The organism is Bacillus spongiae (assembly GCF_037120725.1).
GTDB lineage: Bacteria > Bacillota > Bacilli > Bacillales > Bacillaceae_K > Bacillus_CI > Bacillus_CI spongiae.
On record NZ_JBBAXC010000009.1, the window covers coordinates 144,183 to 160,611 of the forward strand.

Annotated in this window: 17 protein-coding genes and 1 riboswitch; of the genes, 4 read left to right on the forward strand and 13 right to left on the reverse strand. The window is 36.6% G+C overall.

Translation table 11 applies throughout. The features are described 5' to 3' along the window. Nucleotides 1-607 precede the first annotated feature (607 nt). The gene (locus tag WAK64_RS12415; RefSeq protein WP_336587295.1) at nucleotides 608-1,984 is read left to right on the forward strand and encodes an aminopeptidase P N-terminal domain-containing protein; all 1,377 of its coding nucleotides are present in this window, start codon (nucleotides 608-610) and stop codon (nucleotides 1,982-1,984) included. Nucleotides 1,985-2,295: 311 nt separating this feature from the next. Beyond that, nucleotides 2,296-2,793 (forward strand): hypothetical protein, encoded by a 498-nt coding sequence (locus tag WAK64_RS12420; protein WP_336587296.1) that lies wholly within the window; start codon nucleotides 2,296-2,298, stop codon nucleotides 2,791-2,793. Nucleotides 2,794-3,189: 396 nt separating this feature from the next. Here the strand turns inward: WAK64_RS12420 and WAK64_RS12425 are convergent, their stop codons facing one another. The 12 genes from WAK64_RS12425 to WAK64_RS12480 all read right to left on the reverse strand — a co-directional run bounded on the left by WAK64_RS12425 (nucleotide 3,190) and on the right by WAK64_RS12480 (nucleotide 14,522). Further along, nucleotides 3,190-3,999 carry a MetQ/NlpA family ABC transporter substrate-binding protein gene (locus tag WAK64_RS12425; RefSeq protein WP_336587297.1) on the reverse strand — a complete coding sequence of 270 codons (810 nt, stop codon included), beginning with the start codon at nucleotides 3,997-3,999 and terminating at the stop codon, nucleotides 3,190-3,192. A 13-nt stretch (nucleotides 4,000-4,012) separates the two neighbouring features. After that, entirely contained in the window at nucleotides 4,013-4,681 is a 669-nt protein-coding gene (locus tag WAK64_RS12430) for a methionine ABC transporter permease (protein ID WP_336587298.1), read from the reverse strand. After that, nucleotides 4,678-5,700: a methionine ABC transporter ATP-binding protein gene (locus WAK64_RS12435; RefSeq protein WP_336587348.1), complete on the reverse strand. Its 1,023-nt coding sequence runs from the start codon at nucleotides 5,698-5,700 to the stop codon at nucleotides 4,678-4,680. The genes WAK64_RS12430 and WAK64_RS12435 overlap by 4 nt, the downstream gene beginning before the upstream one ends. 114 nt (nucleotides 5,701-5,814) lie before the next feature. Continuing rightward, a riboswitch (SAM riboswitch) is annotated at nucleotides 5,815-5,928 on the reverse strand. Between the two features lie 118 nt (nucleotides 5,929-6,046). Next, on the reverse strand, nucleotides 6,047-6,370 hold the full coding sequence (locus WAK64_RS12440) for a hypothetical protein (RefSeq protein WP_336587299.1): 324 nt from the start codon (nucleotides 6,368-6,370) through the stop codon (nucleotides 6,047-6,049). Between the two features lie 321 nt (nucleotides 6,371-6,691). Then, a complete protein-coding gene (locus tag WAK64_RS12445; RefSeq protein WP_336587300.1) occupies nucleotides 6,692-7,006 on the reverse strand; it encodes a thioredoxin family protein in 315 nt (104 codons plus the stop codon). Between the two features lie 22 nt (nucleotides 7,007-7,028). Further along, nucleotides 7,029-7,373, reverse strand: coding sequence for a toprim domain-containing protein (locus WAK64_RS12450; RefSeq protein WP_336587301.1), 345 nt, complete (start codon nucleotides 7,371-7,373; stop codon nucleotides 7,029-7,031). Nucleotides 7,374-7,676: 303 nt separating this feature from the next. After that, the gene (gcvH, locus tag WAK64_RS12455; RefSeq protein WP_336587302.1) at nucleotides 7,677-8,060 is read right to left on the reverse strand and encodes a glycine cleavage system protein GcvH; all 384 of its coding nucleotides are present in this window, start codon (nucleotides 8,058-8,060) and stop codon (nucleotides 7,677-7,679) included. A gap of 71 nt (nucleotides 8,061-8,131) precedes the next feature. After that, a complete protein-coding gene (locus WAK64_RS12460) occupies nucleotides 8,132-8,497 on the reverse strand; it encodes an arsenate reductase family protein (RefSeq protein WP_336587303.1) in 366 nt (121 codons plus the stop codon). A 14-nt stretch (nucleotides 8,498-8,511) separates the two neighbouring features. Next, on the reverse strand, nucleotides 8,512-8,814 hold the full coding sequence (locus tag WAK64_RS12465; protein WP_336587304.1) for an ArsR/SmtB family transcription factor: 303 nt from the start codon (nucleotides 8,812-8,814) through the stop codon (nucleotides 8,512-8,514). Between the two features lie 275 nt (nucleotides 8,815-9,089). Further along, entirely contained in the window at nucleotides 9,090-10,874 is a 1,785-nt protein-coding gene (locus WAK64_RS12470; RefSeq protein ID WP_336587305.1) for an acyl-CoA dehydrogenase family protein, read from the reverse strand. Between the two features lie 50 nt (nucleotides 10,875-10,924). Continuing rightward, nucleotides 10,925-12,100, reverse strand: a complete 1,176-nt coding sequence (locus tag WAK64_RS12475) for an acetyl-CoA C-acetyltransferase (protein WP_336587306.1) — start codon at nucleotides 12,098-12,100, stop codon at nucleotides 10,925-10,927. Between the two features lie 37 nt (nucleotides 12,101-12,137). Further along, entirely contained in the window at nucleotides 12,138-14,522 is a 2,385-nt protein-coding gene (locus WAK64_RS12480; RefSeq protein ID WP_336587307.1) for a 3-hydroxyacyl-CoA dehydrogenase/enoyl-CoA hydratase family protein, read from the reverse strand. Nucleotides 14,523-14,739: 217 nt separating this feature from the next. Here WAK64_RS12480 and WAK64_RS12485 point away from each other — a divergent pair, with 217 nt between their 5' ends. Beyond that, nucleotides 14,740-14,874: a YuzL family protein gene (locus WAK64_RS12485; RefSeq protein WP_419465940.1), complete on the forward strand. Its 135-nt coding sequence runs from the start codon at nucleotides 14,740-14,742 to the stop codon at nucleotides 14,872-14,874. Nucleotides 14,875-15,008: 134 nt separating this feature from the next. On the opposite strand, the gene WAK64_RS12490 is transcribed toward WAK64_RS12485, so the two are convergent. Next, nucleotides 15,009-15,926: a proline dehydrogenase gene (locus WAK64_RS12490; RefSeq protein ID WP_336587308.1), complete on the reverse strand. Its 918-nt coding sequence runs from the start codon at nucleotides 15,924-15,926 to the stop codon at nucleotides 15,009-15,011. A gap of 230 nt (nucleotides 15,927-16,156) precedes the next feature. Between WAK64_RS12490 and WAK64_RS12495 the strand changes: the two genes are divergently transcribed. Further along, complete coding sequence (locus WAK64_RS12495) at nucleotides 16,157-16,417, forward strand: hypothetical protein (RefSeq protein ID WP_336587309.1); 261 nt, start codon at nucleotides 16,157-16,159, stop codon at nucleotides 16,415-16,417. Nucleotides 16,418-16,429 lie beyond the last annotated feature (12 nt).

The following is a 16,429-nucleotide window of genomic DNA, read 5'->3' on the forward strand; positions in this document are numbered from 1 at the left end:
CCTACTCCCACCTATATATTATCATGCAGAAATAACATAAAAAATACGCATGAGTATTAGCTTATTTCAGCTGATGATAAAGGCTTGCCATAAATGCAAGGTCATCCCTTATAAATACTGCATTCCTTCACTATCGTTCCGACTTTTTTCCTTATTATATAGTTCTTATTCACGGATGGAATCAAAAGGTGGATCTGGTGATTATTAAGTACAACCTTTTAAAATGTTCGGCTCTTCATGAAAGTTTAAACAACCTTTAAATAATTTGATACCACACTTTTTCCAAAAGAATCATAACCCCATAAAACGTGTTACAAAATCAGTAGAGCTATCCTCTGCTAACCATATAGAAATCTAACGTTATTTTAACCAACAGCCTGTTATCTTCGTGGGGTTCTGCCACGTTTTGAAATGCAGAAGCAATGGGAAAGGAAAGCTTCCAATCGTCAGTTCTCTTTTCCTGTTCATTTTATAGTGTAAAACCATCCATTCATTGATGGAAAATAATTGATTAAGAGAATAGACTGTCTTTTCATAGACTAATAGAGGATGATATGATATGGTAATAATTATATTGGAAAAATATTGAATAGTTGGAGGTAATTTCATGGTAGTTAGTTATAAGAAATTTTTTACTCTTTTCTTTCTCTCACTGGTGTTCATCCTATCTGCATGTAGCGAAGAGAATACTAGTAAAGAAAAAAAAGAAGAAGAAACTGCGAATAGCGAAGTAAAACAAGAAGTAGAGGAAACTTCAAATAAGGAAGAAGCAAAGGTTTCTTTGCCAGATAACTTCTTTCTGGATAACCGAAAGAAATTAGCAGAAAAGATGGAAGTTGGGTCTGTAGTCGTTCTTTATGGAGAAAGAATCCGAGAACCGTATTTTACCGAAGACATAGGTGCGGACCGTAACTTCTATTACCTTACAGGAGTGAAAGATTCCGAAGGGTTTATCGTACTAAAAAAGAATAAAGACAGCTTGGAGGAAACTTTATACCTATCCCGAGAAGCAGAAGTTAACTCTGAGGAAGCAGAGCAAATTTCGAAGATTAGTACAATGAAAGAAGCAGAAATATTCGAAGAAGATCTAAATATTATTTTGAGTGAATCACCCACATTATATTTAGAATTGAACGGAAATAAATTAGGGGAACCTGTGCAAACTCAAACGGTGAAAAATTTGAAATCAACTGCAAGTGAAAAAGGTTCTCAAGTAAAAGATATTTCTGAAACGCTTGCATCCTTAAGAATGGTCAAAACTGAAGAAGAAATTAATATGATCAAAGAAGCCATTGCAGTCACCATTGAAGGAATAAAAACGGTCATGAAAACCGCAAAAGATAATATAAATGAAGCTGAACTAGAAGAAGCCTTTATCAACACATTACATGAACGAGAAATTGATAAAATGAGCTTTGGACCGATAATCGGGGGTGGAAAAAATTCTACCGAATTCCATTACCAGAATAATAACATGGAAATTCCAAAAGACAGTATGATTGTAAATGATGTAGGAGCAGAATACGAGTATTATGCAGCAGATATAACTCGATCCTTTCCGGTAGATGGAACTTTTACTGACCGTCAAAAAGAGATTTATGAGCTCGTTCTAAAAGCTCAAGAAGAGACCATTAACGCCGTGAAACCTGGTGTAACCGTTTTTGACCTGGAAAGAATTGCGACCAACACATTATCTGCAGGTCTACTAAAATTGGAGCTTATTTCTGATGAGGGACAACTTTTTGATTACTATCCCCACGTAGTCACGCACCATTTAGGTTTAGAAGCACATGATACTTATAATATGCTTCAACCACTAGAGCCTGGAATGGTTATTACGGTTGAACCAGGTATCTATATTCCAGAAGAAAAACTAGGAGTAAGAATTGAGGATGACATCCTTGTCACTGAAAATGGAAATGAAGTATTGTCGAAAGATTTATTTAAATCAATTGAAGAGATTGAAAGTTTTATGAAAGAGTAACAAGGTAAGAAAACCCTTTATATTGTTTCGGTTTACTTTGTATCACCAACAGCATAAATGCATTCGCCTTTTAGGGTCTCAAGTTCAATGTTTAAAACAAATTATATAAGAGCGCACAGTAAACGACCAGATCCTACTGTAGAAATAAATGTATACGAGTTAACGATATCTCACTAGATAGTTTTAAACCCTAGTATGTCTTCATAATAGAAGAGAATGTGGTGAAGAGTTAATCTATGTTCGAAACGCAAATGACATTGTCACAGTTTAAAGTAAAATAATTTCCTTTTTTCGCAGGAGGTAACCAGGATATGTTCTTAAATACTTCTATCATCACGTTTCTTCTTTCCTCTTGCTTTTTTTTCATGTTCATCTTTATAAATGAAAAAAAAGAAGCAAAGGACAAACTAGATATTCCTGGCATACTTACCGCTTCACTATTTATATCACTAGTTCCTACACTCCTCATACTCGTTCTATTATTACTAATGACTGGGTCGACCAATATTGTTGCTATTTTATTCGATTTACATTTGACCAAACAACAAATTTCAGCATTAGCTATTAGTTTCTTTGTATACATTTTACTATTCGATTCCTTTTTTGAAGAATTAACTAAATATGCGATAGGTCAAAATTTCCCCCAAAAAATACTTATGGCGATTATTAGAATCTTTATGTTTGGTATGATCTGTACATTTTTCAACATTGATAATCATAGTAGCTTAATTATTTCTATTGGGCTAGCAGTTCTCGTATTATTAATGGAGTTAACTTTTCCAATTTTAAAAAAGAACATTAGCAATTAGAGTTTCAACTACGGATTTAAGCTCGTACATGTTTTAAACAATATAGATAAATAAATAGTAAGCTTATATCAATTACAAAAATAGATAACACAAACAAATCAACATGATGTTATTATACGTTTTGATGGTATCTAAGTAAGCATCAATATTGCATTTTTTTATCAAGTACATTTGCTGTTTCATGCTTAAAAACGCTCGTTCAATCCTCTCCTTTGTAGCTGTTCTCCGATTAACGACTACTTGAAACTACCCACTTCAAATTTAAAGGAAGCGTAATCAATCCCCCATGTAAATATAGAGATTATTCTTTTTGCATATTTATGACCAAAAGAAAAAACGCTTGAAGATATGACCTTGGATACAGATCACTTCGTCTTCAAGCGTTTTAACATCTGCTTACTCAGATACAGGGACTACCGAACCTCCCCACTCTTCTAAAATATAATCTTGGATTTCTTGAGAGTGAAGAACGTCCACTAATGCTTTAATTCCTTCATTTTCTTTGTTCTCACTGTTTACAGCAACAATATTCACATAAGGTGATTCACTATTTTCAATGGCTATTGAATCTTCGATTGGATTTAAGCCTGCATCCAGTGCATAGTTTGAGTTGATTAAAACAGCGTCTCCTTCTCCATTTTTAAATAGCTCTGGAAGTAGTGCTGCCTCATACTCATAATCAAACTCAAGGTTCTTTGGGTTTTCGACAATGTCATCAATTGTTGCAGCTGTTTTTTCAACATCCTCTGATAATGTAATTAAGCCTTCCGCTTCAAGCATTGTTAAAATACGACCGTGATCAGGAACTGCACTACTTAGCAGGATAACTGCCCCTTCAGGTAATTCCTCCAATGAGTTATATTTCGTTGAGTATACACCGATCGGCTCGATATGAATTCCACCAGCATTCACAAAATCATACCCTTTATCAGCTATTTCTAACTCTAAATAAGGAATGTGTTGAAAATAATTCGCATCTAAATCTCCATTGTCTAAATCTTGGTTCGGCAAAATATAATCTTGATATGTTTCAATTTCAAGTTCATAGCCTTTCTCCTCTAATAAAGGTACTGCCTTTTCTAAAATTTCAGCATGAGGTACGTTTGACGCTCCAACCACAATTTTATTCTCAGCTTCATCACCATTTCCGCAAGCAGCTAAAGTTAAAACACTTCCTATTGCTAATCCTTTAATCCATTTTTTCATGTTGAACCTCTCCTTATCTTTTGTCTATTCTTTTAGTTATGACATCTCCAATTGCTTGGAGGGCGAACACAATAATTAAAATAATGATGGTTGCCATTAAAGTGACATCATCTCTACTTCGTTGAAATCCATCTAAATAGGCTAAGTTTCCTAGACCACCTGCTCCAATCACTCCCGCCATGGCTGTATATCCAACTAAAGCAATGGCCGTTACGGTTAACCCTGATATGAGCGCAGGCAGGGATTCTGGTAAAAGTACTTTCCAAATGATTGTAAATGTTTTGGCTCCCATTGACCTTGCTGCTTCAATAACACCTTTATTAATTTCTCGAAGTGCGAGCTCAACCATCCTTGCATAAAACGGTGCTGCCCCGATAATCAGTGCAGGAAGTGCTGCATTTGCACCACGAATGGTACCTAATAAAATTTTAGTAAAGGGAATCAGTAAAACAATTAAAATAATAAAAGGAATAGATCGGAACACATTCACCACAGCACTTGTTAAAGAGTAAACAAATTTCTGTTCCCATAAATTTCCCTGTGAAGTTAAAAATAAAATGAGTCCTAACATCGTACCAAGGATGAAGGTAATACTTACCGCCATTCCTGTCATATATAATGTTTCTAATGTAGCTTCCCACATATTGTCCCATTCCACATTTGGAAATAACGTTTCAATCATGCTGTAATCACCTCCACCCCTACGTTTTGTTCATCAAGGTAATGAAGGGCTTCTCCTATTTCGTCACTATCTCCCGCTAGATGAAGAATTAGTGTTCCATACGGTCCTTTTTGGGTATGGGCAATATTCCCTTGAAGAATATTCACATTGATTTTATATTTTCTAATTAGGGAGGTAATAACAGGCTGCTCTGCAGATGCTTCAATAAAAGTTAATTTTATTACTTTCCCATTTGGATATTGACCAAGTAAGTGTTGGATCGTTTCACTCGTCTCCTCTTGTTCACTAATTTGTTGAACAAAACGTTTAGTAATCTTCTGTTTTGGGTGTTGAAATACATCTAGTACATCTCCCATCTCAACAACCTTCCCATCTTCCAACACGGCTACTCGATGACAGATTTTCTTAATGACGTGCATCTCATGTGTAATTAAAACAATTGTTAAGCCTAGCTGTTTATTAATTTCCACTAATAAATTTAGTATGCTGTCCGTCGTTTCAGGATCGAGAGCGGAAGTTGCTTCGTCACATAATAACACCTGTGGATTATTTGCTAGTGCTCTAGCAATGCCAACACGTTGCTTTTGTCCTCCACTAAGTTGCGAAGGGTAAGCAGCCTCTCTTCCTTCTAAACCGACTAACTTAATCAGCTCCGCGACTCTTCTCTCTCTTTGTGGTTTATCAACACCAGCAATCTCAAGAGGGAATGCAATATTTTCAGCAACTGTTCGAGACCATAAAAGATTAAAATGCTGAAAAATCATCGATATTCTTTGGCGTGCTTTCCTTAAGTCTTTCCCTGTTATTTTTGATATTATTTTATTATTAATCTGAACCTCACCTGTTGTAGGTACTTCTAGACCATTCAACATTCGCAGCAATGTACTTTTTCCTGCACCACTGTACCCAATCATTCCAAAAATTTCTCCTTTTTGGATTTGAAGATTTACATTATCAACAGCTGTAATAGTCCCAGATTTTGTATTAAAAACTTTCTTTACATTCGAAATGGAGATCAACTCCATCACCCACTTTCCAATCTTCTCTTCTGTGCTTCTAGGTTAGTATTTGTCTGATAGAATAAAAAATGCCTTTCTGCAAAAGAGCAGAAAGGCAAAAATGAATATTCCTTTCTCTCATCTGCCGAAACACTATCCGTGTTTCGTGTGAATTGGCACCATTTCAACGTAATCGTTGATGGTTGCCGGGTTTCATAGGGCACATCCCTCCACCTCTCTGGATAAGAGTCTTATCACTATATTTAATTTTACTTGTCGTTCATTTTTAAATAATTAATTTATGTTTGTGATTCTAACATGATATTTTTTGTTGTGTCAATAGTTTTTATTCTTCCACATTTACCCTTTATCCGCAAAGCCACAGGATCGATTCCATTCGCAAGTAATCTCGATAGCGCCCGTTATAATTTAGCAGCTCAAGTGTCACAAGGGTTGAGAGCTTTTGTCTAGCTGAAAATAATACGGTAAAGTTCTCTTGAGATCCTATGAGTGTAATGTTCGGCTGATGGTTATATTCAGAAAGAATTTCTACCTTTTTCTCCTGCCATTTTAAGAACCACGTTTCTTCTTCCGTTTGAAGCAATAGGCAAAAGGGGCTATGAGGCATTAATTGTTGCACGTGGGGTCTTAACTCATAAGCATGAATGAAGCGATTCAATTGTTCTCTCAAAAGAAAACCTCCCTATTTTGTGGCATCATACATATTATTCCTCAAAATCGGGGAGATTCCTTTTAGATTTAATCGACAACTTTCTATGAAATTTGAAAAAGATAAAAAGGGGTATTATACAATCAATATTCAATCGTGTCTTTTGTAGTATTTTCACATGATGTTTTCGTTTGTTGTCCTACCGAAAACCTTAATGATTCACCTTATTATAGAATGAATAGTAGCAATTAGATTGGGAGGCAACCTTAGTAAGTCACATGACGAAAATACAAGCGGAAAAGAAAAGCGCATAACAAAAAAACAACGATTCATCCTTGTTTTTTACGCTTTTACAGTTAATAGCTTTTCGTAAAGAAACGGCACTGATTGAAATGCATAGACCTTTTCTTGAATCATTCCATTAACAAATGTTAATAAGCATGGGACACTCTCAATACCATATTCATCGGCTAGTTCAGGTGCATAATTTAAATCCATTTTCCCTATATCCAGAGAGGGAAGAAGCTCGTTTGTTACCTCAAGCATCTTCCCTGCTACTTGACACGTACCACACATAGGTGTATACAAATATAAACAAATAACTTCTTTATTTTCTATATGTTTCTTGAACTCATCGCTTGTCCAATTTTGTATCATTTTCTCTCAAATTCATCCTTTTCTATAAATACTCAGCATGTACATCAATATTTGCACTAAGCAATACAGAGGCTAAATGCTTTCCAGGAGCACAGGCTACTTCCTTGTACATTCGATCAATATATAAGTGTTCCGCTTCGGGAAATTCTCTGATAAACAACTTTCTTAGTTTTTCACCTGCTTTATCAGCATCTACTAAAACATATACATCTCGATGAAGAAGGGGATCAATTATCTCATCTAATTTTGTTAAACTGATCGTTCCATTTGTGCAAATAATCTCAACATGCTCCTTAACGATTTCTTTTACTTTTTGCTTATCAGAAGCACCTTCTACAATAATAACTTTTTCTTCTTGTTCATTCATCAACATCACCTAAGCTCTTTTAAGTAAGTATATGTTATTCTATTCATCATTCATGAATAGTGGACACAAGAAAATTTATTTATGGAGTTATTTTCGCTTTTTTTCATAAAAAAAGCAAAAGTTCCGCTCTATATATCTTTTACTAGTTGCTCTACTAATTCAAACCGTCTATTTTCCTAATTAGATCTTATTAGTTTGTTCGTTTATGTATCTTTATTAGTATGCTACCTTCTAAATATTGATATTAATATACCCAATAAAACAAAAACACCTTGGAAAAGTGAAATCCAAGGTGCTTTGTCATTAATTTTCGTTAATCATTTCTTCATATTGCTCAGGAGTCATTAGCTTGTCAACATCAGCAAGATCTGTTGGTTCAACGATTACCATCCATGCTTTCTCGTATGGAGATTCATTTACGAATTCTGGAGAATCATCAAGATCTTCGTTAATAGCTACTACCTTACCACTAAGTGGTGCATATAGCTCAGAAACCGTTTTAACCGATTCTACACTTCCGAAAGGCTCGTCCGCTTTGATTTCATCTCCGACTTCTGGAAGCTCGACAAAAACGATATCTCCAAGTTCCGATTGAGCAAATTCAGTGATACCGATTCGAATTTGTCCACCTTCTACTTTTACCCATTCATGTTCTTCTGAATAACGCAATTTTTTTGGTGTGCTCATTGCAATCCCTCCATACCTGTATTCAACTTTATCTTGACATATTTATTCGACAAAAAGCAAGAAATTCCTTCTTATTTTGAAGAATTTAACCAGGTCGATTCAAACTGGTCTTCTTTAAACCCTACTGTTACCTTTTGTCCATCCGTTACAATCGGCCTTTTAATTAGCATCCCATCAGAAGCAAGTAGCTCTAACATCTCTTCCTCGGTCGCTACCTTCAGTTTATCTTTTAAACCAAGTTCACGATATTTTTTCCCAGAAGTATTAAAGAATTTTTTTATCTCTACACCACTTTTGTTTACTAATTCCGCCAACGTATCTTTCGTAGGAGGATGTTCGACAATGTGGATTTCTTCTACTTCAATTCCATTGTCTGTAAACCATTTTTTAGCTTTTCTGCATGTTCCACATTTTGGATATTGATAAAATGATAACATATTGACTTCACCTCTTAATTACATGTAATTTCCACTGTATCAATAAGTTCTTTTAATAGTTGTGTGGCATCTTCCAATTCAAGTGAATAATATCGCTGTGTTCCCTTTTGCACATTGGAAACCAACTTTTGATCTCGTAAGATTTTTAAGTGATGTGATACGGCTGGTCGGGAAAGTGTTAAATGCTCTGTTATTTCATTAACAGTAAGCGGCTCTTTGTCTGCCAACAGCAATATTATATCTTGACGATAAGGATCACTTAAGGCTTGAAAGAGTGGTATGCACGATCGAAATGTTTCTATTGCTCTTTGCCCCATATATTCCTTCCTTTCTCCAGTTTCACCTACCATTATACTCGTTCTTTACCTTTTCTCACAATGGATGTAAACATTATTCTCTACATAAATCAACGAGACAATGTAAGAAAGCGTATTGAAATAGCTTCAATCCTGTACACGTGATAAGTTCAATCAGCATGTTCATTTCCTTGACGTCCATTTCATCCGTTATGAGTAAACCCCTTTAGTTACGTTTCATTGTATCATACAAAAAGGAGAGCCCATGATTGGACTCTCCTTAAGAAAAGGTTATCTTATAATGCGTATTTCTCCGTATCTGTTAATTTTTCTGATGCCGTACGTTTTAATGCTACAACGTTAACTGGTGTGTAGCGAGTTAATTTACGAAGAGCAGATAACATCATTCTTAGTGCATCTCCTGTCTCTGCAGCAACAAGTGTTTCTTTTGCATGTTGCTCAATTTCAATGAATGCTTCTTGACAGAATATTTGTGTATAAAGAAGCTTTTGTGATGCTTTCTCTACACCATCTTTTTCAATCGCTTTTTCTGTACGGAGAACTGCAGATTCCATTGCGTATGCATTTGATACAATGTCGGCAATATTCACTAAAATCTCTTGTTCCTGTTCAAGCTTTTTACCAAATTTCTGTGCAGCAAGACCAGCAGCCAATAATCCGATTTTCTTTGCATTTTTCACAAGTAATTTTTCTTGCGCTAATGGCTCATCGCCTACTTCTTCCGGCATCATCATCATCAATTCTTCTTGAAGACCTTGGGCTTTTTGAAGAAGAGGAAGTTCACCTTTCATTGCTTTACGAAGGAAGGTCCCTGGTACGAGTAAACGGTTAATTTCATTTGTTCCTTCAAAAATACGATTTATTCGTGAATCACGGTACAATCTTTCTACTTCATACTCTTGCATGAAGCCATAACCTCCGTGAATTTGAACCCCTTCATCAGCTATATAATCTAATACTTCTGTAGCAAAAACTTTATTGAGTGAGCATTCAATGGCATACTCTGCAATCGAATTTGCAACCTCTTTACCATTTTTTACTTCTTCATCTGTTAATTTACTCATTCGATTTTCAAACAAACCTACTGTACGATAAACTGAGCTTTCAGAAGCATACAACTTAGCTGCCATAGTAGCGAATTTTTCTTTCGTTAAGTTAAAGGCTGAAATCGGTGTTTTAAATTGTTGGCGTTGGTTTGCATATTGTAAGGAAACTTCTAAGGCACGTTTTGAGGCTCCTACAGCACCCACTCCTAGCTTATATCGCCCAATATTTAAAATATTAAAAGCAATGATATGTCCCTTTCCTGCTTGCCCTAATAAATTTTCTACAGGAATTTCCGCATCTTCTAAAATCAGCGTGCGAGTTGAAGAACTCTTAATTCCCATCTTTTTCTCCTCTGCACCAGTTGAAACGCCTTTAAATTCATTCTCTACGATAAAGGCTGAGAAATGTTCTCCATCTATTTTTGCATAGACGACAAATACATCAGCAAATCCCGCATTCGTAATCCATTGCTTTTCACCATTTAAAATGAAGTGAGTTCCAGCTTCATTTAATTTTGCTGTCGTTTTAGCTCCTAATGCATCTGAACCAGAACCAGGCTCTGTTAAGGCATATGCAGCAATTTTTTCCCCTGTAGAAAGCCCAGGTAAGTATTGATTTTTTTGATCTTCATTACCGAAAAGAACGATTGGCAAGGAACCGATTCCAACGTGAGCCCCATGTGTGATTGAGAAGCCTCCTGCACGAGACATTTTTTCAGCAATTAAAGCAGAGCTTACTTTATCTAAGCCTAGACCACCATATTCTTCCGGTACATCTGCACCAAGTAACCCAAGCTCACCTGCTTCTTTTAATAATCTTACAGAATGTTCGAACTCATGATTCTCAAGATTCTCAACAACAGGTAATACTTCTTTTTCCACATAATCTTCAGTTGTTTTTGCAATCATTAATTGCTCATCAGAATACTCCTCTGGTGTAAAAACTTGATCATACGTTACATCTTCGATTAAAAAACTTCCGCCTTTTATCAATTTTTCAGTCGTGTTTTCCATTTAAAAATCCTCCTTAAAATTAGTAATTCTATTTTGTTATTGCCTTTTTATTAAATTAACTCAAACACTCCAGCAGCACCCATTCCGCCGCCAATACACATTGTTACAACACCAAACTGCTCGTTGCGTCGTTTCATTTCATGAATAAGGGAAAGCGTAAGTTTAGATCCTGTACAGCCTAGTGGATGACCTAATGCAATAGCTCCACCGTTTACATTCACTTTATCTATATCAAGACCAAGCTCACGGATAACTTGAATCGATTGCGATGCAAAAGCTTCATTTAACTCAAATAGCCCTATATCTGATTGTTCTAATCCGGCAAGCTTTAATGCTTTTGGAATTGCTTCAACTGGGCCTACCCCCATAATTTCAGGTCGAACCCCTGCTACGGCAAAGGAACGAAACTTGACTAAAGGTGTTAAGCCAATTGACTCAGATTTTTCTCGGTCCATGACCATTACTGCTGCTGCTCCATCACTTGTTTGTGAAGAGTTCCCAGCCGTTACAGACCCCCTTGCATTGAAGGCTGGTCGTAACTTACTTAATACTTCCGACGTTGTGTTTGTACGTACGCCTTCATCTTTGTCGAAATGAATCTGTTTTTCTACTAATTTATTATTTTCATCGACTGATCGCAGCGTTACATCAACACCAACCGTCTCATCATCAAACTTACCCTCAGCGATAGCTTTCGCAGCACGTTCATGACTTCTTACAGCAAATTCATCTTGTTCTTCACGAGAAATACCGAATTTCTGTGCAACAGCCTCCGCTGTATGGCCCATGCTCATATAATACTCAGGAGCCGTTTCAGCCAAACTAGCATTTGGACGCACCACATGTCCCATCATCGGAACTAGACTCATTGACTCCGCACCACCAGCAATAATCGTGTCTGCATGACCAATCATGATTTTTTCAGCTGCATTTGCGATGGACTGTAATCCAGACGAGCAATATCGGTTGATGGTGATGGCTGGTACATCATGTGATAAGCCGGCAATGGCTCCGATATTTCTTGCCATATTCAACCCTTGCTCCGCTTCTGGCATTGCACACCCGATAATTAAATCATCAATATTTCCCTCATAATCACCTGCACGCTTCAATGTTTCTTTTACAACGAGTGCCCCTAAATCATCCGGTCTTACAGAGGCTAACGTCCCTTTTTTTGCTCTTCCAACTGGTGTCCTAGCACCAGCAACGATGACCGCTTCACGCATGAATGTTCTCCCCTTTTCTTAGTTTTCTTGTATTTTATTAGTTACGTAATGGTTTTCCTTTAATGAGCATGTGTTGCATTCTTGCTTGCGATTTTGGTTCTCCTACAAGTTCAATAAATGCTTGTCGCTCTAAGTCTAATAAATACTGTTCGTCTACCTCGGTTCCGTATGGAACTTTTCCACCGGCAATCACATAAGCTAGTTTCTTCGCGATTGTTAAATCATGCTCAGAAATGTAACCGGAATGAACCATTGCTTGTGCGCCAAGTAGTAAGGTTGCGTAACCTGTCTCCCCTACAACCGGTACTTTTTTACGAATCGGTGGTGTATAACCTGCTGCATCAAGGGCAAGAACAGCTTGTTTAGCATCATATAAAAGGTGGTCGGCGTTTACACTTACTCCATCAGCCTTGTTTAAGAAATTATTGTCTCTTGCTTCCTCTCCAGAAGTAGACACCTTAGCCATTGCAATACTCTCAAAGACAGCATTCGCTACTTTCTGAAGATCAAAGTCGACACCATTTGGCATACTGTTCAAATATTTAAGGTAAAGTTCTTTATTTCCGCCTCCACCAGGAATTAAGCCAACTCCAACTTCAACAAGGCCCATATAGGTTTCCATAGATGCTTGGATATGATCTGTCGGTAAACACATCTCTGCACCGCCTCCTAATGTCATCCCAAATGGGGCGGAGACTACTGGTTTATGGCTATATTTCATTTTTAACATTGCTTGTTGGAAGTGGCGAATGACCATATCAATTTCAAATACATTATCGTCCTGAGCTTCCATTAAGATGAGGGCAAGGTTTGCTCCTACGCAGAAATTTTTAGCTTGGTTTCCGATTACAAGCCCTTTATAATTTTTCTCTACTTCATCAACCGCGTAGTTAACCATTTGGATAATATCCAAACCAATTGCATTATTTTGTGAATGGAACTCAAGTAATGCGACTCCGTCACCAATGTCGATTAAACTCGCACCTGAATTTTTCTTAATAAGCTTTCCTTGCTTTTTCAATAGCTTTAAATCAATTTCTTTTTTATTTCGTTCAATTTTTTTATATTCCCCTTCATGATAAAAGAACATTTCTCCCGCTTCTTCTTTATAAAATGAAGTGAATCCATTTTCTAGCATGTCGCTAATCCAAGCTGGTACTTCTTTCCCTTCTGCTAACATCTTAGAAACAGACTTTTCTAGTCCAATAGCATCCCATGACTCAAATGGACCAAACTCCCAACCAAAGCCCCATTTCATCGCTTGATCAATTGCCACAATATCATCAGCAATTTCACCTTGTAGCTGGGCAGAGTATCTTAGTACCGGTGAAAGGATATTCCACAGCAGGTTACCTGCTTTGTCTTCACTGTAAACGAGGGCCTTCAGCTTATTTTTTGCCCCTTTTTGCTGTTTACTCATCTCTAGTCCAGGCGTCTTAAGCTTTTTTCGTTCCTCATATTGTAGTGTGTTTGTATTCAGTTCAAGAATTTCTTTGCCCTTCTTTAAATAAAATCCTTGGCCTGATTTACTTCCTAACCAGCCATTTTCCAGCATTTTCTTCATAAACTCAGGTGTTGAGAACGCCGCTTTTTCGTCTCCTTCAACTTGATGGTAAACATTGTTGGCAACATGGATAAAGGTATCTAAGCCAACAACATCAAGAGTACGGAAGGTTGCACTTTTTGGTCTTCCGATTAGAGGACCCGTCACGGAATCAACTTCTCCTACGCTAAAATCACCTTTAATCATTTCTTGAACAGTCACTAATAATCCATATGTTCCTATACGGTTAGCAATAAAGTTCGGAGTGTCCTTTGCCAACACAACCCCTTTACCTAACACATCCTCACCAAAGCCCTTCATAAACTCAAGAACACTTGGATCTGTATGTTTTGTTGGAATAACTTCAAGTAATTTTAAATAGCGAGGTGGATTAAAGAAATGCGTTCCAAGAAAGTTCTTTTGGAAGTCTGCTGAGCGTCCTTCTGCCATTGCTTCGATTGATATTCCAGAAGTATTCGAACTGATAATACTTCCTTCTTTTCGATACTTTTCGACTTGTCCAAATACTTTTTTCTTTATATCTAAATTTTCTACAACAACCTCGATAACCCAATCGACCTCACTGATCTTTTCCATATCATCATCAAAGTTTCCAGCTTCAATTAGTCCAAGGTTACTTTTAGATGTTAATGGTGCGGGCTTTTGTTTTAGTAGTTTCTTTAAAGCGCTTTCACTAATCCGATTACGAACAACCTTATCTTCTAGTGTTAGTCCTTTTGCTTTTTCTTGATCGGTTAATTCACGAGGAACAATATCTAATAACAAAGTTGGGATTCCAATGTTCGCTAAGTGTGCGGCAATTCCTGATCCCATCACACCAGAACCTAAAACGGCTGCTTTCTTTATTTGCTTTACCACGTTTACTTCCTCCTTTGACATCTTGAATGAATACTCATTCATTTTATTGCCAAAAAAAATTACCTCGAATGAGTTCTACTACTTATAATATAAAAGAAAATGGAAAAAAACGCAATATTTAAACGCCTAAAAAAATAAATTTTCTAACAATATTGATATTTCTAAAAAATAATAACCCTATTTAATTTGGAAACATTAATTAATGGAGGTGTAAATAATGAAAAGGAAAAAAAGTCCAACAAAAGCGGCCGTTAGCGCAGCTAGTGTAAAAGGAAATGCGGGTCCAACACCCGAATATGACGGTGGTGGTAAAGTAAACAGTCAAAATAACCAGTATAAAAAACAACCATAGAATCCTAGAAATAAAGCTTGTCTATATTCTTCACCATGCAAAGGGGCGGCCAATAGTTTAAATAACGACTGATTGGACGCCCTGTTCATTTATTATTTACCTACATGACCTAATCCTGCCATTAAAAATGTTTTTTATTTCTTTAAAATTCCTTTTAACACAAAAGCAACATTAGCGGGTCTTTCTGCTAATCGTCTCATAAAATACCCGTACCAATCTGTTCCATATGGTACATATACCCGCATTGTATAACCTTCATCTTTTAATTCTTGTTGGCGATCAGGACGTATTCCGTAAAGCATTTGAAATTCAAACTGACTTTTTGGTATATTATGTTTCTTAACAAGCTCTTTCGTATATTCAATCATTGCATCATCATGAGAAGCAACAGCTGTATAATGGCCATTTAATAGATGCATTTTAATAATATTTTTTAAATTTTCATCTACGTCTTTTTTCTCTGGAAAGGCAACGTCTGTAGATTCCTTGTATGCACCTTTCACTAGACGTAAATTAGGGGAATAGGAATCAAGGTCCTTCATATCGTCCTCAGTACGATACAAATAGGATTGAATGACGGTTCCTATATTATCATATTCGCTTTTCAGCTTTTTAAAAATTTGGATCGTTTTTTCACAACGTGAGTAGTCTTCCATATCAATCGTCACAAACACATCATTCTCTTTAGCGGATTCCATGATTCTTCGCATGTTGCTCATAACCACTTCTTCAGAAATATCTAATCCCATTGAAGTCAATTTTAAGGATAGTTGGGATTGAAGGTTTTGGCGCCCAATTGCTTTAATAGCTATAATGGAGTTATCTGCCATTTCATTTGCTTCTTTTTCGTTATCCACAAATTCTCCCAAATAATCAATGGTCACAACAAGGCCCTTTCGGTTTAACTCTTGGATAACCTTAGTAGCTTGCTGGATATCTTCACCTGCCACAAATCGACCTGCACCAAATTTAAGCCCATATCGCTTCGCCATTTTCGTAAGTCCACGATTTTTAGATAAAAATAAGAAAAAATTACGCATGACTTGTTCCATGTTGTATACCCCCAAAAAAGAAATCTTGAAAGCGGTTACTTCTTGAAGAATAAAGAGGTGAACCCCCTTCCCACTATTCAATTTATTTTACCACTTTTCATATTATTTGAATATACATGACAATTAGTTTACGAAAAAAATATCATTATTTGTCGCGAAGGTTTGCATAGACAAAGAGCCTTGAGGGAGACTAAAGGGTGGTATGAATATAACAATTAGGAGGAAAGCAAATGCAACATAACCAAACGGGAGGTCAATCCTACCAAACACCCCCACAAATGATTACAACAAAGGATGCACTTTATTTAAACGACATGCTTTCTTGGAACTTACTTGCCATGAAAAAATCACATTTTTTAGCGGAGCACTGCCAAGATGCTGAGCTAAAAGCCGAACTAGATAAATGCGGACAAATGCATCAACGACATTACGAACAAATATTAACACACTTAAACGCTAATCAATCGCCACAAAATCAAACCTATATGTAAAGGGGACTTCTC